Source organism: Rhizobium sp. K102, from assembly GCF_022385315.1.
Lineage (GTDB): Bacteria > Pseudomonadota > Alphaproteobacteria > Rhizobiales > Rhizobiaceae > Rhizobium > Rhizobium croatiense.
The window spans coordinates 2,443,431-2,461,560 of sequence record NZ_CP092436.1 but is presented as its reverse complement, the minus strand read 5'-3'; the positions used below and the strand labels follow the sequence as shown (position 1 = coordinate 2,461,560).

Here is an 18,130-nt window from a genome sequence, read left to right as displayed (position 1 = left end):
CCCTGGCCTGAGCTCCAAGAGTCAGCTGCGGGGCTGAAGCAACGCCAGAACGATAGTCGATGCCGCCAAGACGGCCGTAAATGTCAATGGCGCTGAGGCACCAAAGTGATCGACCACATAGCCGCCGAACAGCGCACCTATGCTGATGGCAACCTGGAACGAAACGACCATCAGGCTGCCGGCAGCCTCCAAGGCGTCTGCTGCGCCCCGGGACAAGTTGGTGGGCAGTACCACCGGAGCCATCCCGAAAGCGAAACCCCAAAGTGTCACCAGGGCAAACGCGATGCCGCTCTGTGCACCCCAGAATACGAGAGCAAGCGCCGAAAACGCCATCAATACGCCGGTGACAGCGAGCGCCATGCTGATATTTGCGTCTGCCAGTCGGCCGCCGGCGACATTGCCGATCACAGAGGCGATGCCAAACCCGAGGAGCGCCAGGGCAATCGGGCCGGTGCCAAGGAGCGTCACTTGTTCGAGGAAAGGTCGCACGTAGACCGAACCGGCAAAATGTCCCGTCATCAGCAAGAGGATGGCAAGCATTCCGAGTTGAACAGTGCGCCGTTTCGTCAGCCGGAAGACGTCGGAAAGACTATTGCTTGTGCTTGCGGGTAGCGTCGGCAAGCTGAGTATCTGCAGCAGCATCGCAATCGCGGCGAGCCCTGCGGTCATGGCCGTGGCGGCACGCCAGCCGATCCAATCGCTGATCAAGGCACCCATGGACGGCGCAGCTATGGTGGCAAGAGAGACACCGAGGGTGACGATAGCCATACCCCGACCTGTCGCATTGGTGCCGACCAATCTCGCCACGACGGCAACCGAAAGCGCCCAGAAACCACTGAGCGCGACGCCCAGCCCGGCCCGGCCCAACAACAATAGCCAAAAATCCGTCGCGAGCGCGGCCAGGAGATTGGAGCCGATAGCCAGGGCACTTAAGCCAACCAGGACAGTCTTCCGGTTCAGTTTGCCGATGAGAACATTGCTCAACAAGGCCGTCACTGCGCCGACAGACGCGGTGGCGGTGACAACCTGCCCGGCGGTTCCCTCGCTGACGCCAAGGTCACGCGCCATCGGCGTCAACAGACCTGCCGGCAGAAATTCAGCTGACACGAGCGCAAAGCTTGTGGCTGCCATTGAAATAACGGCAAACCAGGTTGTCGGGCTCCATGGACTCGGAACGGTAGAATCGAGGCCAATCGCGGGGCCGTCCAGCTGTGATGTTGTGTCCGTCATTGAAGTACCTCCAAGTGTTGGAGGTCTTCATAGCGGAGTCTTTCAGGATGATATGTGTCCTAAAGTCCGAATTCCATATCCGTTCGTCCGGAAATGGTGCGGCGCACAACACCAGGTGAGACGCTGGTGATGCGCTTGAAGGCGCGAGCGAAAGAAGCTTCGGATTCATAGCCCAGTTGCGAAGCGACCGCGGCAACCGACATGTTTTGACCGAGCAGCTCTCGTGCAAGCTGCATGCGCAGACGGGCGAGATAGTGTGCCGCGCCTTCGCCTAAGATGGCGCTGAAGCGTTCCGCGAAGATCGAGCGCGATTGACCTGCCACGCCGGCAAGGGTCTCAAGCGTCCAGTCATGGCCGGGATCTCGGTGCATGGCTGCCAGCGCACGACCGATATGAGGATCGCGGATCGCGGCGAGCCAGCCGCTGGTCGAGGCGCCGCTGCAATTGACCCAGCAGCGAATAAGCCGCGCGACGAGTACGTCCGCCATGCGTGACAAGACCGTGGCGCTGCCTATCTGGGGCTGCGACGCCTCCGCCGTCATGGCGGCGAGGAGGGGGCCGACGATCGGATCATTGCCAGCAACATCACAACCCTTGATGATCGGTGGCATCAGAGCGATCAACGGGTTGAGGGCATTCGCACCCAAAGCCATGGAACCACAGAACAAGGTGCTCGTCGCTCCTGTTCCTTCCTGCACCACTTCGCAGACATTGCCCCCCAGCTTGGTGACCTGGCAACTCTTGAGCGAGTCCCCGACAACATCAGGCTTGCTGGCCAGTCGGTGTTCGGCACCCTGTGGCAACAACACCAGATCGCCGTCTTGCAACTCCTGCCATCCTTGGGCTTCGGTATGGATCCAGCATGGCCCCTCACTGACGAAATGAAAGCGAAGCAGCTGTTGCTGCGCAAAGGCGATGCTCCATGGATGACGTAGCTCGCAGCGGCCGTAGTTGACTTCACTCAGGCGAAAGTCCCGTAGAATTTCGCTGAGTGCGTCCGTAGGAATCTGCGTCGGAGGCTGGGATGAACGATCAAGCATTGGGATAATTTATATACCGACCGTCCGGACTGCAAGTCAGGTATCTGTGTCATGGCCGCTCTGAGGTCACCAATGGAGGCCAGTCGATTTTCCGTGACACCGCCCCGCAACCTTCAGAATGATGGCTGGCGGCAAGGAAGCCGGTGCTGGTTTATCAGAAGGCCCCGCAGCGGCAGCGGCGGAATAGTCAAAGCCAGCGGCGAACCTCGGCCTTGTAGCGGCGGTAGTCGTCGCCGAACTTCGCTTCGAGATAGCGCTCCTCGCGGGCGATCACCTGCGTCTGGATCGCGATCAGCACCAACGGGAGCAAGGCGAAGGCGATCGGCCCGTCGAAGCCGATCGCAAGGCCGGCATAGATAAGCGCCATGCCGAGATACATGGGATTGCGGGTCCACCGATAAGGACCGGTCGTTGCGATGAGGGTCGTTGGCCGCGACGGCGGAATGTTGGTGCCCAGCCGCCGGAACAGTCCCGCCGCCGCAAGCATTAGCGCCGCGCCGGCAAAAAACAGCAGCGCGCCCGTCACGACGAGCAACCGCCAGTCGATGCCGAAAGAGCGCAGCATGACGAACCGCTCCGCCGCCAGCCCCAACAGCAGCGCTCCCAGATAGACGAAGGGCGGAGGGAAGCGCACACCCGCGCTGTCCGGTTTGACGGCCATGCTCCCCTCCAATCTGTGCACTCAAACTAGCATCGACTGCTGGGCGAAGATACCCGCCATCGCGCCTTGCCATGATGCCGTCGTGACCGAGGGCATTCCGGGGTTGGCGAGATCGCCGGCGGCGTAGATGCCGGGGATGCTGGTCTCGCGGCGCTCATCGACCTTGAGGGCGATGCCGCTGGGCGTATCGACCGTGGCGAGGCCCAGTGATTCATGCAGGCTGGCGGACGGCTTGTTGCGCGGATGAGCGAACAGGATGTCGACGGCGACATCGGGGGCGGTATCGAGTTTGATGGTGGCATTATGGCCCCCGTGATGGGCGATCCCGGTGATCCGGCCGTCGACGACAGGTATGCTGCGGCGAGCCAGATCGGCCCGGATATCGGGCGGAATGTCGTGACCATCGGCGAACAGCGTCAACCTGTCGGTCCAATCGTGGAAAAGCCTGGCCTGATTGTGCGACTGCGGACCGGACCAGACGAGGCCCCAATGCTGGCCGGCGACTTCAAAGCCGTCGCAATAGGGGCAGGGCACGATGGAGGTGCCCCAGCTTTCGGCAAAGCCCGGAACATCAGGCATCTGGTCAGCGACGCCATAGCTCAGGATCACGCGGCGCGCGCCAAAGCTTTCGCCGTTGGACGTGAGGACGTGGAAATCGTCGATGGCGCCGGAGATGCTGTCGGCCCGGGCATTGACCAGCCTGATCGTGGGATAACGCGCCAATTGCTGCCGCGCCTCTGCCAGAATGTCCAGCGGCGGCTTGTGATCGTGGCCGAGCAGGCCATGCGAGTGGCCAGCGAAGCGGTTGCGCGGCAGGCCGGTATCGAGAACGGTGACCTTGCGTCGGGCACGGCCGAGCTGCAGGGCGGCGGCGAGGCCGGCAAAGCTGCCGCCGATGATGATGACGTCATCCATGATGATGGGCTCCGTGTTGCGGATGGAGGGGTTTGGGCTTGGCCTGGCGCGCAAGATCGTCCAGCGATACGCGCTCGAGACGGGCAGCGAGCAGGGCTCCGGCATGGCCGCGACAGTTGCCCATCACTGTGTTGACCGGCCGGACGATGCCGCATTGGATATCGCCGGGCGGCCTCGGGAAGCTTGATTTGGAGGACAGGTGGAAATCCAATCTTTGGCTTGCATATTTTCGATACTGCGTGGTATCGTAACTCACGAATAACGATACTGTCAAGGACTAGAATTGTCGTGAGCGGAAATAGTCAGGCCCGGCGCGGCCGTCCCGCCAACGAGGCGCTTGGCCAAACGATAGTTGACGCCGCGGGCGAACTCTTTGTGGAATTGGGTTTTCAAGCGACGACATTGGAAAAGGTCGCCCAGCGGGCGAAGATATCCAAGCTCAGCATCTATCGGCACTTCGAGAACAAGGAGGCGCTGTTCAGCGCGGCCATCGCGGCCCACTGCCGTCAGTTTGCACCACAGGCCCTTATTGAAGGCGTCGACGGTTCGGCCGAAGATCAGCTCATGGCGGTGGGATCATCCCTGCTTCGCACGCTGTTGAGCCCGGATGTCCGCAGTGTCGAAGCCATGATCATGGCCGACAAGACGAATCAAAAGTCGTTAAGCAAGCTGCATTATGAAGCCGGCGCCGCCTATGTCATCGCCCAAATCGAGGCCTTGTTGCGCCAGTTGCATGCGAAGGCGGTTCTGAGCGTGCCCGATCCTCTCCGGTCCGCCCGCTTGTTTGCCGCGCTTTTCAAAGGATCCGATCTCCTGATCATCGCACGCTTCGATGAGGCGAGGGCAGAGGACGACAACGAAATCGAATCCTATTGCCGGTCGGCCGTCGCCATGTTCATCGCCGCGCACGGTGGCAGCGACCACGCGGGCGGATAGCCCAGTTAAGAACCGATCAGAACAGGATATGGCATGGCAAAGAAAAATGTTTATCAGGTAGCCGACTGGAATGGCCAGAGCGGGGAGCGCTGGGTCGCTTACCAGGCCCGGCTCGATGCCATGATGGCGGTGTTCGGCCAAGCCGCGATCGAAGCCGCCGCGCCCGCGACAGGCGAGCGCGTGCTGGACGTCGGCTGCGGCGCGGGCGCGTCGAGTTTGGCTCTGGCCGCCCGCGTCGGCGCCGGGGGCCAAGTGCTGGGCGTGGACATATCCGAACCGATGGTCGGCCGAGCGCGCGCGCTTGCGCCACAGGATACGCCGGTCCTGTTCCAGGTGGCCGACGCCAGCAGCGCCGAGCTGCCCGAGGGCGCGTTCGACATCCTGTTCTCGCGTTTCGGGGTGATGTTCTTCGACGATCCGACAGGGGCGTTCGCCCACATGCGCCGTGCGCTCAAGCCGGGCGGGCGGGTCGCTTTCGTCTGCTGGCGCGGCGCGGCCGAGAACGATTGGGTGCGCCTGCCGATAGGCGCGATCAAGGGCATCGTCCCTCCGACCGCGCCGCCCGATCCCGAAGCGCCCGGCCCATTCTCGTTCGGCGACCGGGGGCGGGTGGCGCGTATGCTGTCGGCGGCCGGCTTCACCGATATCGCTATCGCGCCCTTCGATGCCTCCATCCCGTTCGGCGAGGGCGGGACGCGGGACGCGGCGCTCGACGACGCGGTGGAGATGACACTCGAGGTCGGTCCGCTGTCGCGCGCGCTCGCTGATCAGCCCGACGACATCCGCGCCCGCGCCTCGGCCGCGGTTCGTGCCGCCTTCGCGGGCCGCGCCGGCGAGCGGTCGGTGATGCTCGACGGCGCGGCGTGGATCGTCACGGCGCGCAATCCGGCAAGCTGACAGGGATTACAGGGGACGCCCCGGTGGAGCGGGGCGTCTTTGGTCGCTCAGCGAGTCCATTTGAGGGAGTTGAAGCCGAGATCGGTCGCCACTTACGGTGAAGATCGCCAGTTACAACGTGAACGGCGTTAACGGCCGGCTGCAGCGACCATACGCCGGCGTGGATCGAGATCCGGGACGAAACGGCCAAGAACAAGAGGAAGGCGAAATGACCCAGATCGACTGGAAAGGATAACTCCACACGAAGGTGGAAGAACTCGTTGACCGCTTCGTCGTGACTGGAGGCTGGGTGTCTAGTTTGCGCCAGGCATCGCAGCAATGTTCGACATTGTCGTAGAATTTGAAGATGCGGTTCGACAGCCAGTTCTCGCGCATGAAGAGCCAGAGATTTTCGAAGGGGTTACTCGGCCCATGCCGCAATCCGTTCCGCGATCGCCTCGGGGGCCTCGATGTGAAGGAAGTGCCCGACGTCGGGGACGACCTCCATCGCGTGCCGGGCGGCGAACCGATGTTTGTCGTTGACCTGTTGGGGGAAGATGCAGCCATCGTCGGCACCGTGAAGCTGTAGCAGGGGCGTTGTGATCGGCTGCGATAGGCGGCGCATCGCCCCAAGCATGCCGGGTCGCAGCATCCCCCGGTAGTACTTTAAGGGCGCGGGCATGCTCGCCCGCAGGTGCTCGTGTAGCTCCGCCTGGAGAGCTGGATCGAGCGAGAGGCTGGGTGACCACTGACGCCATAGGTGGTCGATGAGGGCGAGATCGCGGGCGGTGACGATCCAGCCGCTTCCCGGCAGTTGAAAGAACCCCATGTACCAGCTCCGGCGTAGCTGAGCGAGGCGCGGCCGGCTCAGAAACGTCAGTGGGTGGGGGAATGCGAGCGTGACCGCGCGTTCGATCCGCTCCGGCGCGGTGACGCAGGCATCGTATGTGATCGCGCCACCCCAGTCGTGGCCAACCAACTCCACGGCTCGCCCGGGAGACCAGCGGTCGATCAGCGCGAGCACGTCGCTGGTAAGGGCTGCCATATCGAACGGCCCCGCGGTCGGGGACGGAGCGTAACCGCGAAGCCAGGGTGCGACGACGTGACGTTCACGGCGACCAAGCTCAGTAAGGAAGGGCTTAGCGGTCGGCGGATGATCCGGGAAGCCGTGCAAGACGATTGTCGGTTGGCCATCGGGATCACCACCCTGCAGCGCGTGAAAGGTGCCGTGTGGCAGGTCGAAGGTGACGTGTTCGAACTCCATCTGTGTCTTCTCAAGCCAGCATCGACTGCTGGGCGAAGATACCCGCCGTCGCGCCCTGCGATATTGCCGTGGTGACCGAGGCCATGGCTGGGTTTGCAAGATCGCCGGCAGCATAGATGCCGGGCATGCTGGTTTCGCGGCGCTCGTCGACCTTGAGGGCGATGCCGAAGGGCGTATCGACCGTGGCGAGGCCCAGTGATTCATGCAGGCTTGCGGACGGCTTGTTGCGCGGATGCGCGAACAGGATATCGACCGCGCCATTGCGGCCGCTCTCGAGCTTAACGGTGGTGATTTGGCCCCGGTGATGGGCGATTTCGGCGATCCGGCCTTCTACGACAGGTATGTTGCGGCGCGCCAGATCGGCCCGGATATCGGGTGAAATGTCGTGACCATCGGCAAAGACCGTCAACGTTTCGGTCCAGTCGTGGTACAGCCTGACATAATTGTGCGACGGCGGGCCGGACCAGACGAGGCCCCAATGCTGGTCGGCGACTTCAAAGCCATCGCAATAGGGGCAGGGCACGATGGATGTGCCCCAGCTCTCGGCAAAGCCCGGAACATCAGGCATCTGGTCCGCAACGCCATAACTCAGGATCAGGCGGCGCGTCCCAAGGCTTTCGCCATCGCCAGTGAGGACGGTGAAATCGTCGATGGTGCCGGAGATGCTGTCGGCCCGGGCATTGACCAGCCTGATCGTGGGATAACGCGCCAATTGCTGCCGCGCCTCGGCCAGAATGTCCAGCGGCGGCTTGTGATCGTGGCCGAGCAGGCCATGCGAGTGGCCAGCGAAGCGGTTGCGCGGCAGGCCGCTATCGAGAACGGTGACCTTGCGTCGGGCACGGCCGAGCTGCAGGGCGGCGGCGAGGCCGGCAAAGCTGCCGCCGATGATGATGACGTCATCCATGATGATGGGCTCCGTGTTGCGGATGGAGGGGTTTGGGCTTGGCCTGGCGCGCAAGATCGTCCAGCGATACGCGCTCGAGACGGGCAGCGAGCAGGGCTCCGGCATGGCCGCGACAGTTGCCCATCACTGTGTTGACCGGCCGGACGATGCCGCATTGGATATCGCCGGGCGGCCTCGGGAAGCTTGATTTGGAGGACAGGTGGAAATCCAATCTTTGGCTTGCATATTTTCGATACTGCGTGGTATCGTAACTCACGAATAACGATACTGTCAAGGACTAGAATTGTCGTGAGCGGAAATAGTCAGGCCCGGCGCGGCCGTCCCGCCAACGAGGCGCTTGGCCAAACGATAGTTGACGCCGCGGGCGAACTCTTTGTGGAATTGGGTTTTCAAGCGACGACATTGGAAAAGGTCGCCCAGCGGGCGAAGATATCCAAGCTCAGCATCTATCGGCACTTCGAGAACAAGGAGGCGCTGTTCAGCGCGGCCATCGCGGCCCACTGCCGTCAGTTTGCACCACAGGCCCTTATTGAAGGCGTCGACGGTTCGGCCGAAGATCAGCTCATGGCGGTGGGATCATCCCTGCTTCGCACGCTGTTGAGCCCGGATGTCCGCAGTGTCGAAGCCATGATCATGGCCGACAAGACGAATCAAAAGTCGTTAAGCAAGCTGCATTATGAAGCCGGCGCCGCCTATGTCATCGCCCAAATCGAGGCCTTGTTGCGCCAGTTGCATGCGAAGGCGGTTCTGAGCGTGCCCGATCCTCTCCGGTCCGCCCGCTTGTTTGCCGCGCTTTTCAAAGGATCCGATCTCCTGATCATCGCACGCTTCGATGAGGCGAGGGCAGAGGACGACAACGAAATCGAATCCTATTGCCGGTCGGCCGTCGCCATGTTCATCGCCGCGCACGGTGGCAACGCCTACGCGGGCGGATAGAGGCGATCGGCTCGGACGTACCTGGAGGTATGCCTATCGCCAATCGCCTCTGCCCTGACGAAAACCTCTCCGGCAGAATGCTTCAAGCTAACCCGGAAAAGCTCTAGGAAGCCCAACACGAAAAGCGGACATCAAAGTTCTTGCCGCCAAGGGCTGGGATTGGCGCCCTGAGCAGACAATGAGGTACCTCGCAGGAACGTCAACTTCTGACCTGCCCATACAGATAAGAGGCAAGTGCGCTGCAGAATGGCGGAGATACCTGCGCCTGCGCGGGGGCTGTCGGCCGGGACTAAATTGGCGTATGCTGTGAAGGAGGTACACCATGCGCAGCAGCATCACTGCAGCTATCGTCGCGCTCGTCGTTTCGCTTGGCAGCCCGGCGCGGGCGGAGATCCTGATCGGAGCGGCAGGCCCGGTCACAGGACCGCTCGCCTGGATCGGGGAGCAGATGCAGCGCGGCACAGAGATGGCAGTGGCCGACATCAATGCGACTGGCGGCGTGCTCGGGCACCAGGTGCAACTCATCACAGTCGACGACTTTTGCGATCCCGAGCAGGCTGTGGCGGCCGCCCAGAAGCTGGTGGCTGACGGTGTGGTGCTCGTCGTCGGGCATTACTGTTCCCAGGCCTCGATCCCGGCATCCAAAATGTACGAGGCCGCGGGAATTCTACAGATTTCACCGGGTTCGACCAATCCGCTGTTGACCGAACAAGGTCGTGCCAATGTTTTCCGCGTCATTGGTCGCGACGACGCGCAGGGGGTGGTAGCCGGCAACTATTTGGCCGATCGTTGGGGTGACAAGAAAATAGCGATCCTTCACGACAACACCACCTATGGGAAGGGGCTCGCCGACGAGACCAGAAAGCAGTTGAATAAGCGGGGTGTCACCGAAGCGATCTACGAGGCCTTCACCCCTGGGAAGAACGACTATACGGCCGAGATCTCGGCGTTACAGGGCGCCGGGATCGCCGTGTTGTATGTTGGTGGGTATTTGCCCGAGGTCGCGCTTATGGTTCGCGCTTCACGAGACCGCGCCTACGCACTTCAACTCGTCTCAGGCGATGGCATGGCGAGCGAGGACTTTGCACTGATCGCCGGATCTGCCGCCGAGGATACGCTCTTTACGTTTAGCGCGGACCCACGGCGCGTCCCTCAGGCGGCTCAAGTCGTCGAGCGTTTCCGTGCCGAGAATTTCGAGCCCGCAGGCTACACACTGCTCAGTTACTCCGCCGTCCAGGTCTGGTCGCAGGCGGTGAAGAAGGCCGGTTCTCTGAAGGCCGCAAGAGGTGATCGCCTCAATGCAGGGTAATCAATTTGAAACGGTAATGGGCCGGGTCGATTTCGACGACAAGGGCGACCTCACCCTTCAAAGCTGGATTTGGTATGTCTGGAAGGGTGGCGAATACGTGCCGCTGGAATAGTCAACCGCCGGCCGGGTGGATCGCTTTAGACCAGTCTGTGCAGACTTTAGTGGCTGCGCAAGCCAGACCTTGCGGTTGCCGCTATGTTTGAACGCGTCGGCATACGCGGGCGCTTGTTGCTCGCTTTCTTCGGCATCAGCACCTTCGCAGTGCTCGCGACCGCCGCAGCTCTCTATGCCTTCCTTCAGGTCGGCGACGTGGTCGATCGTATCACCAAGGAACGGGTGCCGACGGCGCTCGCCTCGCTCCAACTGTCGCGCCAGGCTGAGAGGGTCGCCTCCACCGCGCCGTCAGTGCTGGCGGCGACCAGCACGGTTCAGCACAACGAGGTCTCGGCTGCGATCGGAGTCGAGATGGGGCGTCTCGAAGAGTTGCTCGCCGCACTTAAAGGCACCGCATTCAGCGCGACGGCGGTGACTGAAATCGAAGACGCCGTGATTGGTCTACGACGAAACCTCGATGCGCTCGACTATCTTGTGGCCGTTCGCCTTACCATGGTTCAGCGCAAGGAGGCGTTGCTGCGCCGCTTATCGGACACGACAAATGCAAGTCAGCGTCTCGTCGCGCCCGGTATCGTCGTGATGAACTCCAAGGTTCCCCAGTGGCGCGCAGCGGTGGCTGATTCCGCCGCACCAGCCGACGCGCGTGCTGCGGTGACGAGCGACCTGGTCAAGGCAATCGCGGCCTACATCCCCCAACGGAGGGCGCAACAGGAGATCTCAGCAGTCAACGACGCGCTGGTCAAAACTGCCAACGCGCCTACGCCGGGAGATCTGAAGCTGATCCTGTTTCCGCTGCGCCGGTCGCTCGCCGTACTCGAAACGGTCTCCACCGAAATCGACGAAAAGTTGCGGACCCGCTTCCAACAACGGTTGGACGAGTTGAAGTCGCTGACCGACGGTGAGAACGGCATCCCGAAGGTACGACAGGACGAGTTTGCTGTCCTTGCCCAGGGCGAAAAGCTTCTGGCTGAAAACAGTCGGCTATCGCGCGACCTTACCGCGGCCGTCGATCGCCTGGTTGCAAGGGCAAACCATGAGATCGCCGCGTCCGCCCTCGAAGCCTCGGTCGTCCGGCGCTACGGCACCGGCATTGTCCTTGGCTCAGCCCTTCTAAGCCTCCTGAGTTCGGTTCTGGTTGTCTGGCTCTATGTCGACCGCAGCCTTCTCGCCCGTTTGGGAGAGGTAAGCCAAGGCATGCTGGCAATCGCGGGCGGCAATCTGCATGCGCAGATGCCCGCCGGAGGCCGCGACGAAATCGGCCGCATGGCCGGGGCGCTCAGGCTGTTCCGGGATACTGCGGTCGAGGTGGAGGAAAACAGCCTGCGCGAGGTTGCGGAAGCGCGCCAGCGGCTTGTGGATGCCATCGAGAGCATCTCCGAAGGATTCGCTCTGTACGATGGCGAGGACAGGCTCGTGCTGAGCAATAGCCGCTACCGCGAGCTGTTGTACGCCGGCCTGGAGGAAATGACACCCGGCACGACATTCGAGCAGATTGTTCGCCGGTCCGCTGAGGCCGGCTACATCAAGGATGCTGAGGGGCGAGTCGAGGAGTGGGTTGCCGAGCGGCTTTCGCGGCATCGCAACCCTGGTGAAACGTGGGTGCAGCGGCGTCGCGACGGGCGATGGATCATGGTTAGCGAGCGGCGGATCACGGCTGGCGGCACGGTGGCCGTCTACTCGGACATCACCGAGCTGAAGCAACGGGAGGAAAACCTTGCCGAGAAATCCGCAGCTCTCGAGGCGCTTTCCAGCAAGCTGGCGAAATACCTGGCGCCGCAAGTGTATAACTCCATATTCAGCGGCCGCCAGGACGTCAGGATCGCCAGCCAGCGGAAGAAGCTGACGATATGCTTCTCCGATATCGCCGGCTTTACCGAAACCACAGACAAAATGGAATCCGAGGATCTCACACAGCTCCTCAATCACTACCTGACGGAAATGTCGAAGATTGCTTCAGATCACGGCGCGACGATCGACAAGTATGTCGGGGATGCCATCCTGATGTTCTTCGGCGATCCGGAAACCCGCGGCGTCAAGGATGACGCGCTCGCCTGCGTGCAGATGGCGCTCGCCATGCAAAAGCGAATGAGCGCGCTTGGGGAAATCTGGCGCGATATCGGAATTGAAACACCGCTGCGCTGCCGCATTGGCATTCACACAGACTACTGCACTGTGGGCAACTTCGGCAGCGAGGACCGGATGGATTACACGATAATCGGCGGCGCCGTGAATCTCGCCTCGCGCCTTGAGCAGGAAGCGTCGCCGGGCACCGTGCTCATTTCTTATGAGACGTTTGCGCTAGTGAAGGACACGATCGAGTGTGAGGAACTGGGGCATGTCCACGTAAAGGGAATAGCCTATCCGGTCGCCACCTATCGCGTGGTCGACCTGAAGGAAAATCTGGTCCGCAGCCGTCGTACTGTCCGGACCGAACTGCCGCACCTGCGGTTGGAAGCTGAGCCCGAGCTTATGTCTACTGATGAGCGCGATCAGGCCGCCGCCGCACTTCGAGAGACGCTCGCTCGACTTTGTCACAAGCCTGGGTCGTAGGCTCACCTTCGCGCGCCTCTACAGGCACCAACCTCGTCGACCAGCCCTCGGGCCAGCGTCGCAACTCGACCTTCCTGCAACGCTGGCTAGACTAGGCCCATGAAATGGCGCGGTCATTGGTTCGGGACCGGCTTGCCTGATGGTTTCGGGCATCACCCTTCTGTAACACTGCGGCGCCCGACGGGAGATGTTGTCTGATGCTCATTCCGTCTTCAGACGATCGGGCAGCGGTTTTAGCCCATATGCTTGCCAGAAGAAGCTGTCCGCGGCCGCCTGATCGAAAGAAAAGTTGCGGGCTTCTTTGATCTTGCCGTTCTCGATCTTGAACGCAAGCACCCAGACCGTATCGACATTGGCAAGGCCATCACGGTTCGACCAGCCGCGATGCATATCGATGACCCAGTTCTCGTCCGCTATCAGCGCGATCAGCTCGGCCCGGAAATTGCCTTTTCCGAGCTGCTGAAAGAAGGCGGCCACTTCCTGCTTGCCGCGCTTGGTGCCGGCGAGCGGATGATGGCCGGGAATGTGCCATTCAATGTCGTCGGCAAAAAAGGATGCGACCTTGTCCATGTCGCCCGAGGCATAGGCGGCGTAATAGTCGGAAATCATCTTGCGGTTCTCTTCGGGGCTTGCCGCACGGGCGATCCCGCCCATCAGGATCAACGATGTTAAAACGGCGCCGCCGGCGATGGCTCTGAGTGACATTGATGTTCCCTTTCCCACATGGTCTCGCGGCAAGGGTGCCGGAATGCGGGCGTTGCGACATGCGCAATTCTTGCGCGTCTTTGGGCGATTGTTGCTTTTGCTGAGGGGACCATGGTCGATGAGCACACATGCAGGTTGATTTTCCGCCGCGCCTCACCAGCTTCTTTCCATGAGCAATGCAGCGCGGCGAGACTGGGGAGTGACGGCATGCAGGTACGATGTTCCTGCCGGCGGCGGCGCTTTCGCACTGTCGAATCTGACGATCGGCCTGTTTTTGGTCGCACAGGATGAGCATCGCCTGGCCCTCGGCTCGGACCGCCGCCACCATATTCCGCTTTCCGCCGATGATGGCTGGATCCTGCCCGCGGGCGCCGCCGGCATATGCGAATTCGACGACGCCCATTCTTACCTGACGGTGTCCTTCGACAAGCACATGCTCGACGATGTCGGGCTCGATACGCGCACGGCGTTCAGACCGCACGTCGGAGGCCTGGAACCACTTCTAGCGCAGCTCGTCCGGCTTGCCGCGGATCGCGGGGAGGATTCGTCTTCGCTCTATCGGCAGACGATGGATTTGGCCTTGGCCACCCATTTGGCCCGACTGCTGGCGCCGCATGCCGAACGCTGCGCCAGCCTCGATGACCACCGGCTGAGGAAGGTGATTGCCTATGTCCAGGAGCATCTGAACGACGATATCTCGCTTGACCAACTCGCCTCGGAGGCGGCCATGAGCCGGTATCACTTCGCGCGCGCGTTCAAGGCTGCGACGGGCAAATCGCCGATCCAGTATGTCATAGACGAGCGCCTCGACCGGGCACGGCTTCTGTTCAAGACGACGTCGGCAACGGTCGCCGAGGTCGCCTTCCGCGTCGGCTATGCCGATGTTTCGCGCTTCGGCCAGCATTTCCGCAAGCGGGTGGGCATCACGCCCGCACAGTTCCGGTCGCAATAGCAACATACGCCGTAAGTCGAGCAATTTTCGCGCCTGCACCGCGCCGACGATCCTGGCACTCTCGCCTTGTTCAACCAGCGGAGAGTTCAGATGAAACAGTTTGCACTTGCGGCAATCCTTGCCACTGTGGCGGCAACGACGGTGAGCGCAGCGGAAGTAGCCAGCCGAAAGGTCACATTTCCAAGCAATGGTGAGACAATCGTCGGCACACTCTACGTGCCATCGGACACGGCTGCCGATAGACGGCGGCCCGGTGTCATCGTCGCCGGCGCCTGGACCTCGATCAAGGAGCAGATGTCGGGCCTTTATGCCAAGGAAATGGCCGAGCGAGGCTTCGTGGCGCTGGCGTTCGACTATCGCGGCTGGGGTGAATCGAGCGGCACCATCCGTTTCAAGGAAGACCCGGCAATGAAGACTGCAGACATCATCGCTGCCGCCGATTTCTTGTCGACGCTGTCGGAGGTCGATCCGGACGCGATCAACGGCCTCGGCATATGCGCCTCGGCCGGCTATATGGCCGATGCCGTCAGCGGCAATCCGAGATTCAGGTCCCTGTCGCTTGTCGCGCCATGGCTGCACAACAGGGCGATCGTCGAGCAGGTCTATGGCGGTGCCGAGGGCGTGGCCAAGCTGATCGCCGTTTCGCGCCGCGCCGAGCGCGCCGAAGAGAAGGGAAGCCCAAGGGTCATCCTTGCGGCCAGCGCCACCGATGAATCCTCACTCATGTACCAGATCCCCTATTACACCGAAGCCGATCGCGGTCTCATTCCCCAATACGACAACAAGTTCAATCTCGGCTCCTGGGAGCCCTGGCTCAAATATGATTCTGTCGCCACCGGCTCGCGCGTCGACAAGCCGGTCCTGCTGGTCCATTCCGAGGCAGCGGCCGTGCCCGAGGGCGCGCATGCCTTCCTTGGCCTGTTGAAGGTCGATGCGACGACACGCTGGCTCGAGGGCGTCACCCAATTCGATTTCTATGACCGCCAGCAGCATGTCGACGCCGCGGCCGACGCAGTGGCCGAGCACATCGAAAAACTTCTCAGGCGACAGTCGAATTGAGGAGCGAGCCCGTGAAAATGATCGTTGCAAGTCTCGTTACCGTCATGATGATGGTGGCACCCTCCATCGCTAAGGCAGATAGCATGAAGCCTGATGACCGCCTCGCCATCATTGATGCCATTACCGACATCGCCGCCGGCGCCGACCGCCATCAATGGCCGCGGGTGCGCGGCGCCTTCGCCGAGGAGGTGACTCTCGACTATACCAGCCTCTGGGGCGGCGAAGCTGTCACACAGTCAGCCGATGAAGTGGTCGCGCAATGGTCGAACTTCCTGCCGGGCTTCGACAGGACGCTGCATCTCGTCACAAACCACACGATTGTGGATGCATCAGGCGACACGGCGACGGCCGAGGCCGATTTCCAGGCGACGCATAGTTTAGGCAAGGGTCTCTGGGTTCTTTCCGGCCACTATCGCTACGGGCTGGTGAAATCAGCCGAGGGCTGGAAGGTCACACATATGACGATGACTGCCACTCACGAGACCGGTGATCGCAGCCTTGTGGGCAAAGCCGCCGAGCGCGCTGCGAAGAAGATGGACTAGGCGGAATCTCCGCGGCCCTCATGTCCTTTTTGCCTTTTCCGTGGCCAGGTTTCAAAGCGATGGCCCATCCGGACAGTCCTCGGCCTGGCAGGGCAGTCATTGCGTAGGGCAACACCTCGGCTGTGTCCACATGAGCCATGGCCAACTCGATCTCACCCAAGATCGCTCTGAGCAGCGGCTCAAAGTTCTTTCTTGCCCCCTGCCTCCCTGCTATCCTGAAATCGAGGAGACGGCGCCATGAGCGAGACCCGAAAGCTGGCTGCAATCCTGGCCGCTGATGTGGTTGGGTACAGCCGACTTGCCGGCGCCGACGAAGACCGCATCCTGGCGAGGTTGCGGGCACTGCGCAGCGATCTCATCGATCCGACGATCGCCGTGCACCATGGCCGGGTGGTGAAGCGCACCGGCGATGGTGCGCTGGTCGAGTTCCGCAGCGTAGTGGACGCCGTACGCTGCGCCATTGAGGTGCAGAACGGCATGGTGGAGCGCAATGACGGCGTGCCGCAGGACCGTCGCATCGAGTTCCGGATCGGTATCCATCTGGGCGACGTCGTCGAGGAAAGCGACGGCGATCTGATGGGCGACGGCGTCAACATCGCCTCGCGATTGGAGGGCGTCGCCGCGGCGGGCGCGATCTGCCTGTCCGAGGATGCCTATCGCCAGGTCAAGGCGAGGCTCGACCTCTCGGTCAGCGATCTCGGCAACACGCAACTCAAGAACATCGCCGAGCCGATCCGTGTCTATTCGCTGCAAGTCGGCAGCGCCGGGACCAAGGCAGCCGCGACCTCGGAAACCGCGACGAGCCGACCGGCGACGGCAGCGTCTCCGAAGCTGTCGATCGCCGTCCTGCCCTTCGCCAACATGAGCGGTGACGCCGAACAGGACTACTTCGCCGACGGCATCTCGGAAGACATCATCACTGCGCTATCGAAACTGTCGCAGCTCTTTGTCATCGCGCGAAATTCGTCATTCACTTTCAAGGGCAAGAACGTCGAGGTGCAGGAGGTGGGCACGAAGCTCGGCGTGCGGCATGTCCTTGAGGGCAGCGTACGCAAATCGGGAAACAGGGTACGCATCACCGCGCAGCTCATCGACGCGACCACCGGCGGGCACCTATGGGCAGAGAGGTTCGATCGCGAGCTCACCGACATATTCGCGGTTCAGGACGATGTCACGCAGCAGATCGTCGACGCGCTGGCGGTCAACCTGACAGAGGGCGATCGGAAAAGACTGGCGCCGGGGCAGACCCGGCACCCCGAGGCCTATGACTGCTTCTTGCGCGGCCGGGAGCTGTGGCACCGGCTGACGAAGCAAACGAACAGCGACGCCCGCGACCTTTTGCAACGTGCCGTCGAACTGGACCCGAACTTCGCCTCAGCGAACGCCTTCCTCGCCCTAACCCATGGGCTCGACTACCTGAACCGGTGGAGTGCGTCGCCGCAGCGCTCTATCGAGCAAGCCGAAGAGGCCGCGACGCTGGCGGTAGCGCGCGACGATAGCGATCCCGTGGCCCACTGGGCACTGAGTGTGGTCAAGCTTTACTCGCGACAGCACGATAGAGCCATCACCGAGGCCGAGCGCGCGATAGTGCTCAATCCGAACTTCGCCGAAGGGCAGGTCAGCCTCGGCGAGGCCCTCATCTATTCAGGCAGATCCGGGGAGGCACTCGCCTATTTCGATCGGGCGAGGGTCCTGAACCCGTATTTTCCGGATGTCGTTCTCCACTTTCAGGCCTTGGCCCTGTTTCAACTGCGAAGGTACGAAGAGGCCGTCGAACTGTTGCTGCAGCGCGTGAGCCGCAACCCCGTCACCGATGTCTCGCGCGCGCTTCTGGCCGCCTGTTACGGACATCTCGGCCGTTTCGAAGAGGCGCGCGCGATGTGGCAAGAGGTGCTGCGCGTCAATCCCGACTACTCCTTGGAATACCGTCGCAAAGTCTTGCCATTCAAGAACCCCGCCGATTTCGAGCTCGTCATCGAGGGGCTGCGCAAGGGCGGGATCGTACAATGACGGGTCAATGTCCGCTCAACTTGTTGTCGCCATTTGCGCCGAGGATGAGCAATAACCCGTGCCGGCGCAACCACGAACATCAAGCGTGGTCGCCGACCACCCGGCAACGCACGATTGCCCGATTATG

At 61.9% G+C, this 18,130-nt stretch carries 17 protein-coding genes and 2 pseudogenes; 11 read left to right on the top strand and 8 right to left on the bottom strand.

Features of this window, described 5'->3' with window-relative positions; all coding sequences use genetic code 11:
• Nucleotides 1–21: 21 nt before the first annotated feature.
• The 4 genes from MHI61_RS18180 to MHI61_RS18165 all read right to left on the bottom strand — a co-directional run bounded on the left by MHI61_RS18180 (nt 22) and on the right by MHI61_RS18165 (nt 3,846).
• Nucleotides 22–1,230 (bottom strand): MFS transporter, encoded by a 1,209-nt coding sequence (locus MHI61_RS18180; RefSeq protein WP_239789974.1) that lies wholly within the window; start codon nt 1,228–1,230, stop codon nt 22–24.
• A 59-nt stretch (nt 1,231–1,289) separates the two neighbouring features.
• Complete coding sequence (locus MHI61_RS18175) at nt 1,290–2,270, bottom strand: AraC family transcriptional regulator (protein WP_239789973.1); 981 nt, start codon at nt 2,268–2,270, stop codon at nt 1,290–1,292.
• 187 nt (nt 2,271–2,457) lie between these two features.
• On the bottom strand, nt 2,458–2,931 hold the full coding sequence (locus tag MHI61_RS18170) for an isoprenylcysteine carboxylmethyltransferase family protein (RefSeq protein WP_239789972.1): 474 nt from the start codon (nt 2,929–2,931) through the stop codon (nt 2,458–2,460).
• A gap of 21 nt (nt 2,932–2,952) precedes the next feature.
• Nucleotides 2,953–3,846 (bottom strand): NAD(P)/FAD-dependent oxidoreductase, encoded by an 894-nt coding sequence (locus MHI61_RS18165; protein WP_239789971.1) that lies wholly within the window; start codon nt 3,844–3,846, stop codon nt 2,953–2,955.
• Between MHI61_RS18165 and MHI61_RS18160 the strand changes: the two genes are divergently transcribed.
• The 3 genes from MHI61_RS18160 (at nt 3,845) to MHI61_RS18150 (ending at nt 5,679) form a co-directional block, all read left to right on the top strand.
• The gene (locus MHI61_RS18160) at nt 3,845–4,033 is read left to right on the top strand and encodes a hypothetical protein (protein WP_239789966.1); all 189 of its coding nucleotides are present in this window, start codon (nt 3,845–3,847) and stop codon (nt 4,031–4,033) included. The genes MHI61_RS18165 and MHI61_RS18160 overlap by 2 nt on opposite strands.
• 101 nt (nt 4,034–4,134) lie before the next feature.
• Nucleotides 4,135–4,782, top strand: a complete 648-nt coding sequence (locus MHI61_RS18155) for a TetR/AcrR family transcriptional regulator (protein ID WP_239789970.1) — start codon at nt 4,135–4,137, stop codon at nt 4,780–4,782.
• A 33-nt stretch (nt 4,783–4,815) separates the two neighbouring features.
• Complete coding sequence (locus tag MHI61_RS18150; protein WP_239789969.1) at nt 4,816–5,679, top strand: class I SAM-dependent methyltransferase; 864 nt, start codon at nt 4,816–4,818, stop codon at nt 5,677–5,679.
• Nucleotides 5,680–5,961: 282 nt separating this feature from the next.
• On the opposite strand, the pseudogene MHI61_RS18145 reads toward MHI61_RS18150, so the two are convergent.
• From MHI61_RS18145 to MHI61_RS18135, 3 genes and pseudogenes are all read right to left on the bottom strand, one after another.
• Nucleotides 5,962–6,081, bottom strand: a pseudogene (locus tag MHI61_RS18145) (IS630 family transposase); the annotation flags it as partial.
• Nucleotides 6,080–6,922, bottom strand: coding sequence for an alpha/beta hydrolase (locus tag MHI61_RS18140; RefSeq protein ID WP_239789968.1), 843 nt, complete (start codon nt 6,920–6,922; stop codon nt 6,080–6,082). The pseudogene MHI61_RS18145 and the gene MHI61_RS18140, both read right to left, overlap by 2 nt.
• Before the next feature lie 10 nt (nt 6,923–6,932).
• Nucleotides 6,933–7,826: an NAD(P)/FAD-dependent oxidoreductase gene (locus MHI61_RS18135; RefSeq protein ID WP_239789967.1), complete on the bottom strand. Its 894-nt coding sequence runs from the start codon at nt 7,824–7,826 to the stop codon at nt 6,933–6,935.
• On the opposite strand from MHI61_RS18135, the gene MHI61_RS18130 reads away from it, so the two are divergent.
• The 4 genes and pseudogenes from MHI61_RS18130 to MHI61_RS18115 all read left to right on the top strand — a co-directional run bounded on the left by MHI61_RS18130 (nt 7,825) and on the right by MHI61_RS18115 (nt 12,735).
• On the top strand, nt 7,825–8,013 hold the full coding sequence (locus MHI61_RS18130; RefSeq protein WP_239789966.1) for a hypothetical protein: 189 nt from the start codon (nt 7,825–7,827) through the stop codon (nt 8,011–8,013). The genes MHI61_RS18135 and MHI61_RS18130 overlap by 2 nt on opposite strands.
• A gap of 101 nt (nt 8,014–8,114) precedes the next feature.
• Nucleotides 8,115–8,762: a TetR/AcrR family transcriptional regulator gene (locus tag MHI61_RS18125; RefSeq protein WP_239789965.1), complete on the top strand. Its 648-nt coding sequence runs from the start codon at nt 8,115–8,117 to the stop codon at nt 8,760–8,762.
• A gap of 322 nt (nt 8,763–9,084) precedes the next feature.
• Nucleotides 9,085–10,183 (top strand): annotated as a pseudogene (locus MHI61_RS18120) (branched-chain amino acid ABC transporter substrate-binding protein).
• An 83-nt stretch (nt 10,184–10,266) separates the two neighbouring features.
• Nucleotides 10,267–12,735 (top strand): adenylate/guanylate cyclase domain-containing protein, encoded by a 2,469-nt coding sequence (locus MHI61_RS18115; RefSeq protein ID WP_239789963.1) that lies wholly within the window; start codon nt 10,267–10,269, stop codon nt 12,733–12,735.
• Between the two features lie 201 nt (nt 12,736–12,936).
• On the opposite strand, the gene MHI61_RS18110 is transcribed toward MHI61_RS18115, so the two are convergent.
• The gene (locus MHI61_RS18110; RefSeq protein WP_239789962.1) at nt 12,937–13,440 is read right to left on the bottom strand and encodes a nuclear transport factor 2 family protein; all 504 of its coding nucleotides are present in this window, start codon (nt 13,438–13,440) and stop codon (nt 12,937–12,939) included.
• 199 nt (nt 13,441–13,639) lie between these two features.
• On the opposite strand from MHI61_RS18110, the gene MHI61_RS18105 reads away from it, so the two are divergent.
• The 4 genes from MHI61_RS18105 to MHI61_RS18090 all read left to right on the top strand — a co-directional run bounded on the left by MHI61_RS18105 (nt 13,640) and on the right by MHI61_RS18090 (nt 18,003).
• Nucleotides 13,640–14,392, top strand: a complete 753-nt coding sequence (locus tag MHI61_RS18105; RefSeq protein WP_239789961.1) for an AraC family transcriptional regulator — start codon at nt 13,640–13,642, stop codon at nt 14,390–14,392.
• A gap of 90 nt (nt 14,393–14,482) precedes the next feature.
• Nucleotides 14,483–15,451, top strand: a complete 969-nt coding sequence (locus MHI61_RS18100; RefSeq protein WP_239789960.1) for an alpha/beta hydrolase — start codon at nt 14,483–14,485, stop codon at nt 15,449–15,451.
• A 17-nt stretch (nt 15,452–15,468) separates the two neighbouring features.
• Nucleotides 15,469–15,993, top strand: coding sequence for a nuclear transport factor 2 family protein (locus tag MHI61_RS18095; protein WP_239792870.1), 525 nt, complete (start codon nt 15,469–15,471; stop codon nt 15,991–15,993).
• A 237-nt stretch (nt 15,994–16,230) separates the two neighbouring features.
• Entirely contained in the window at nt 16,231–18,003 is a 1,773-nt protein-coding gene (locus MHI61_RS18090; RefSeq protein ID WP_239789959.1) for an adenylate/guanylate cyclase domain-containing protein, read from the top strand.
• Nucleotides 18,004–18,130: the final 127 nt, after the last annotated feature.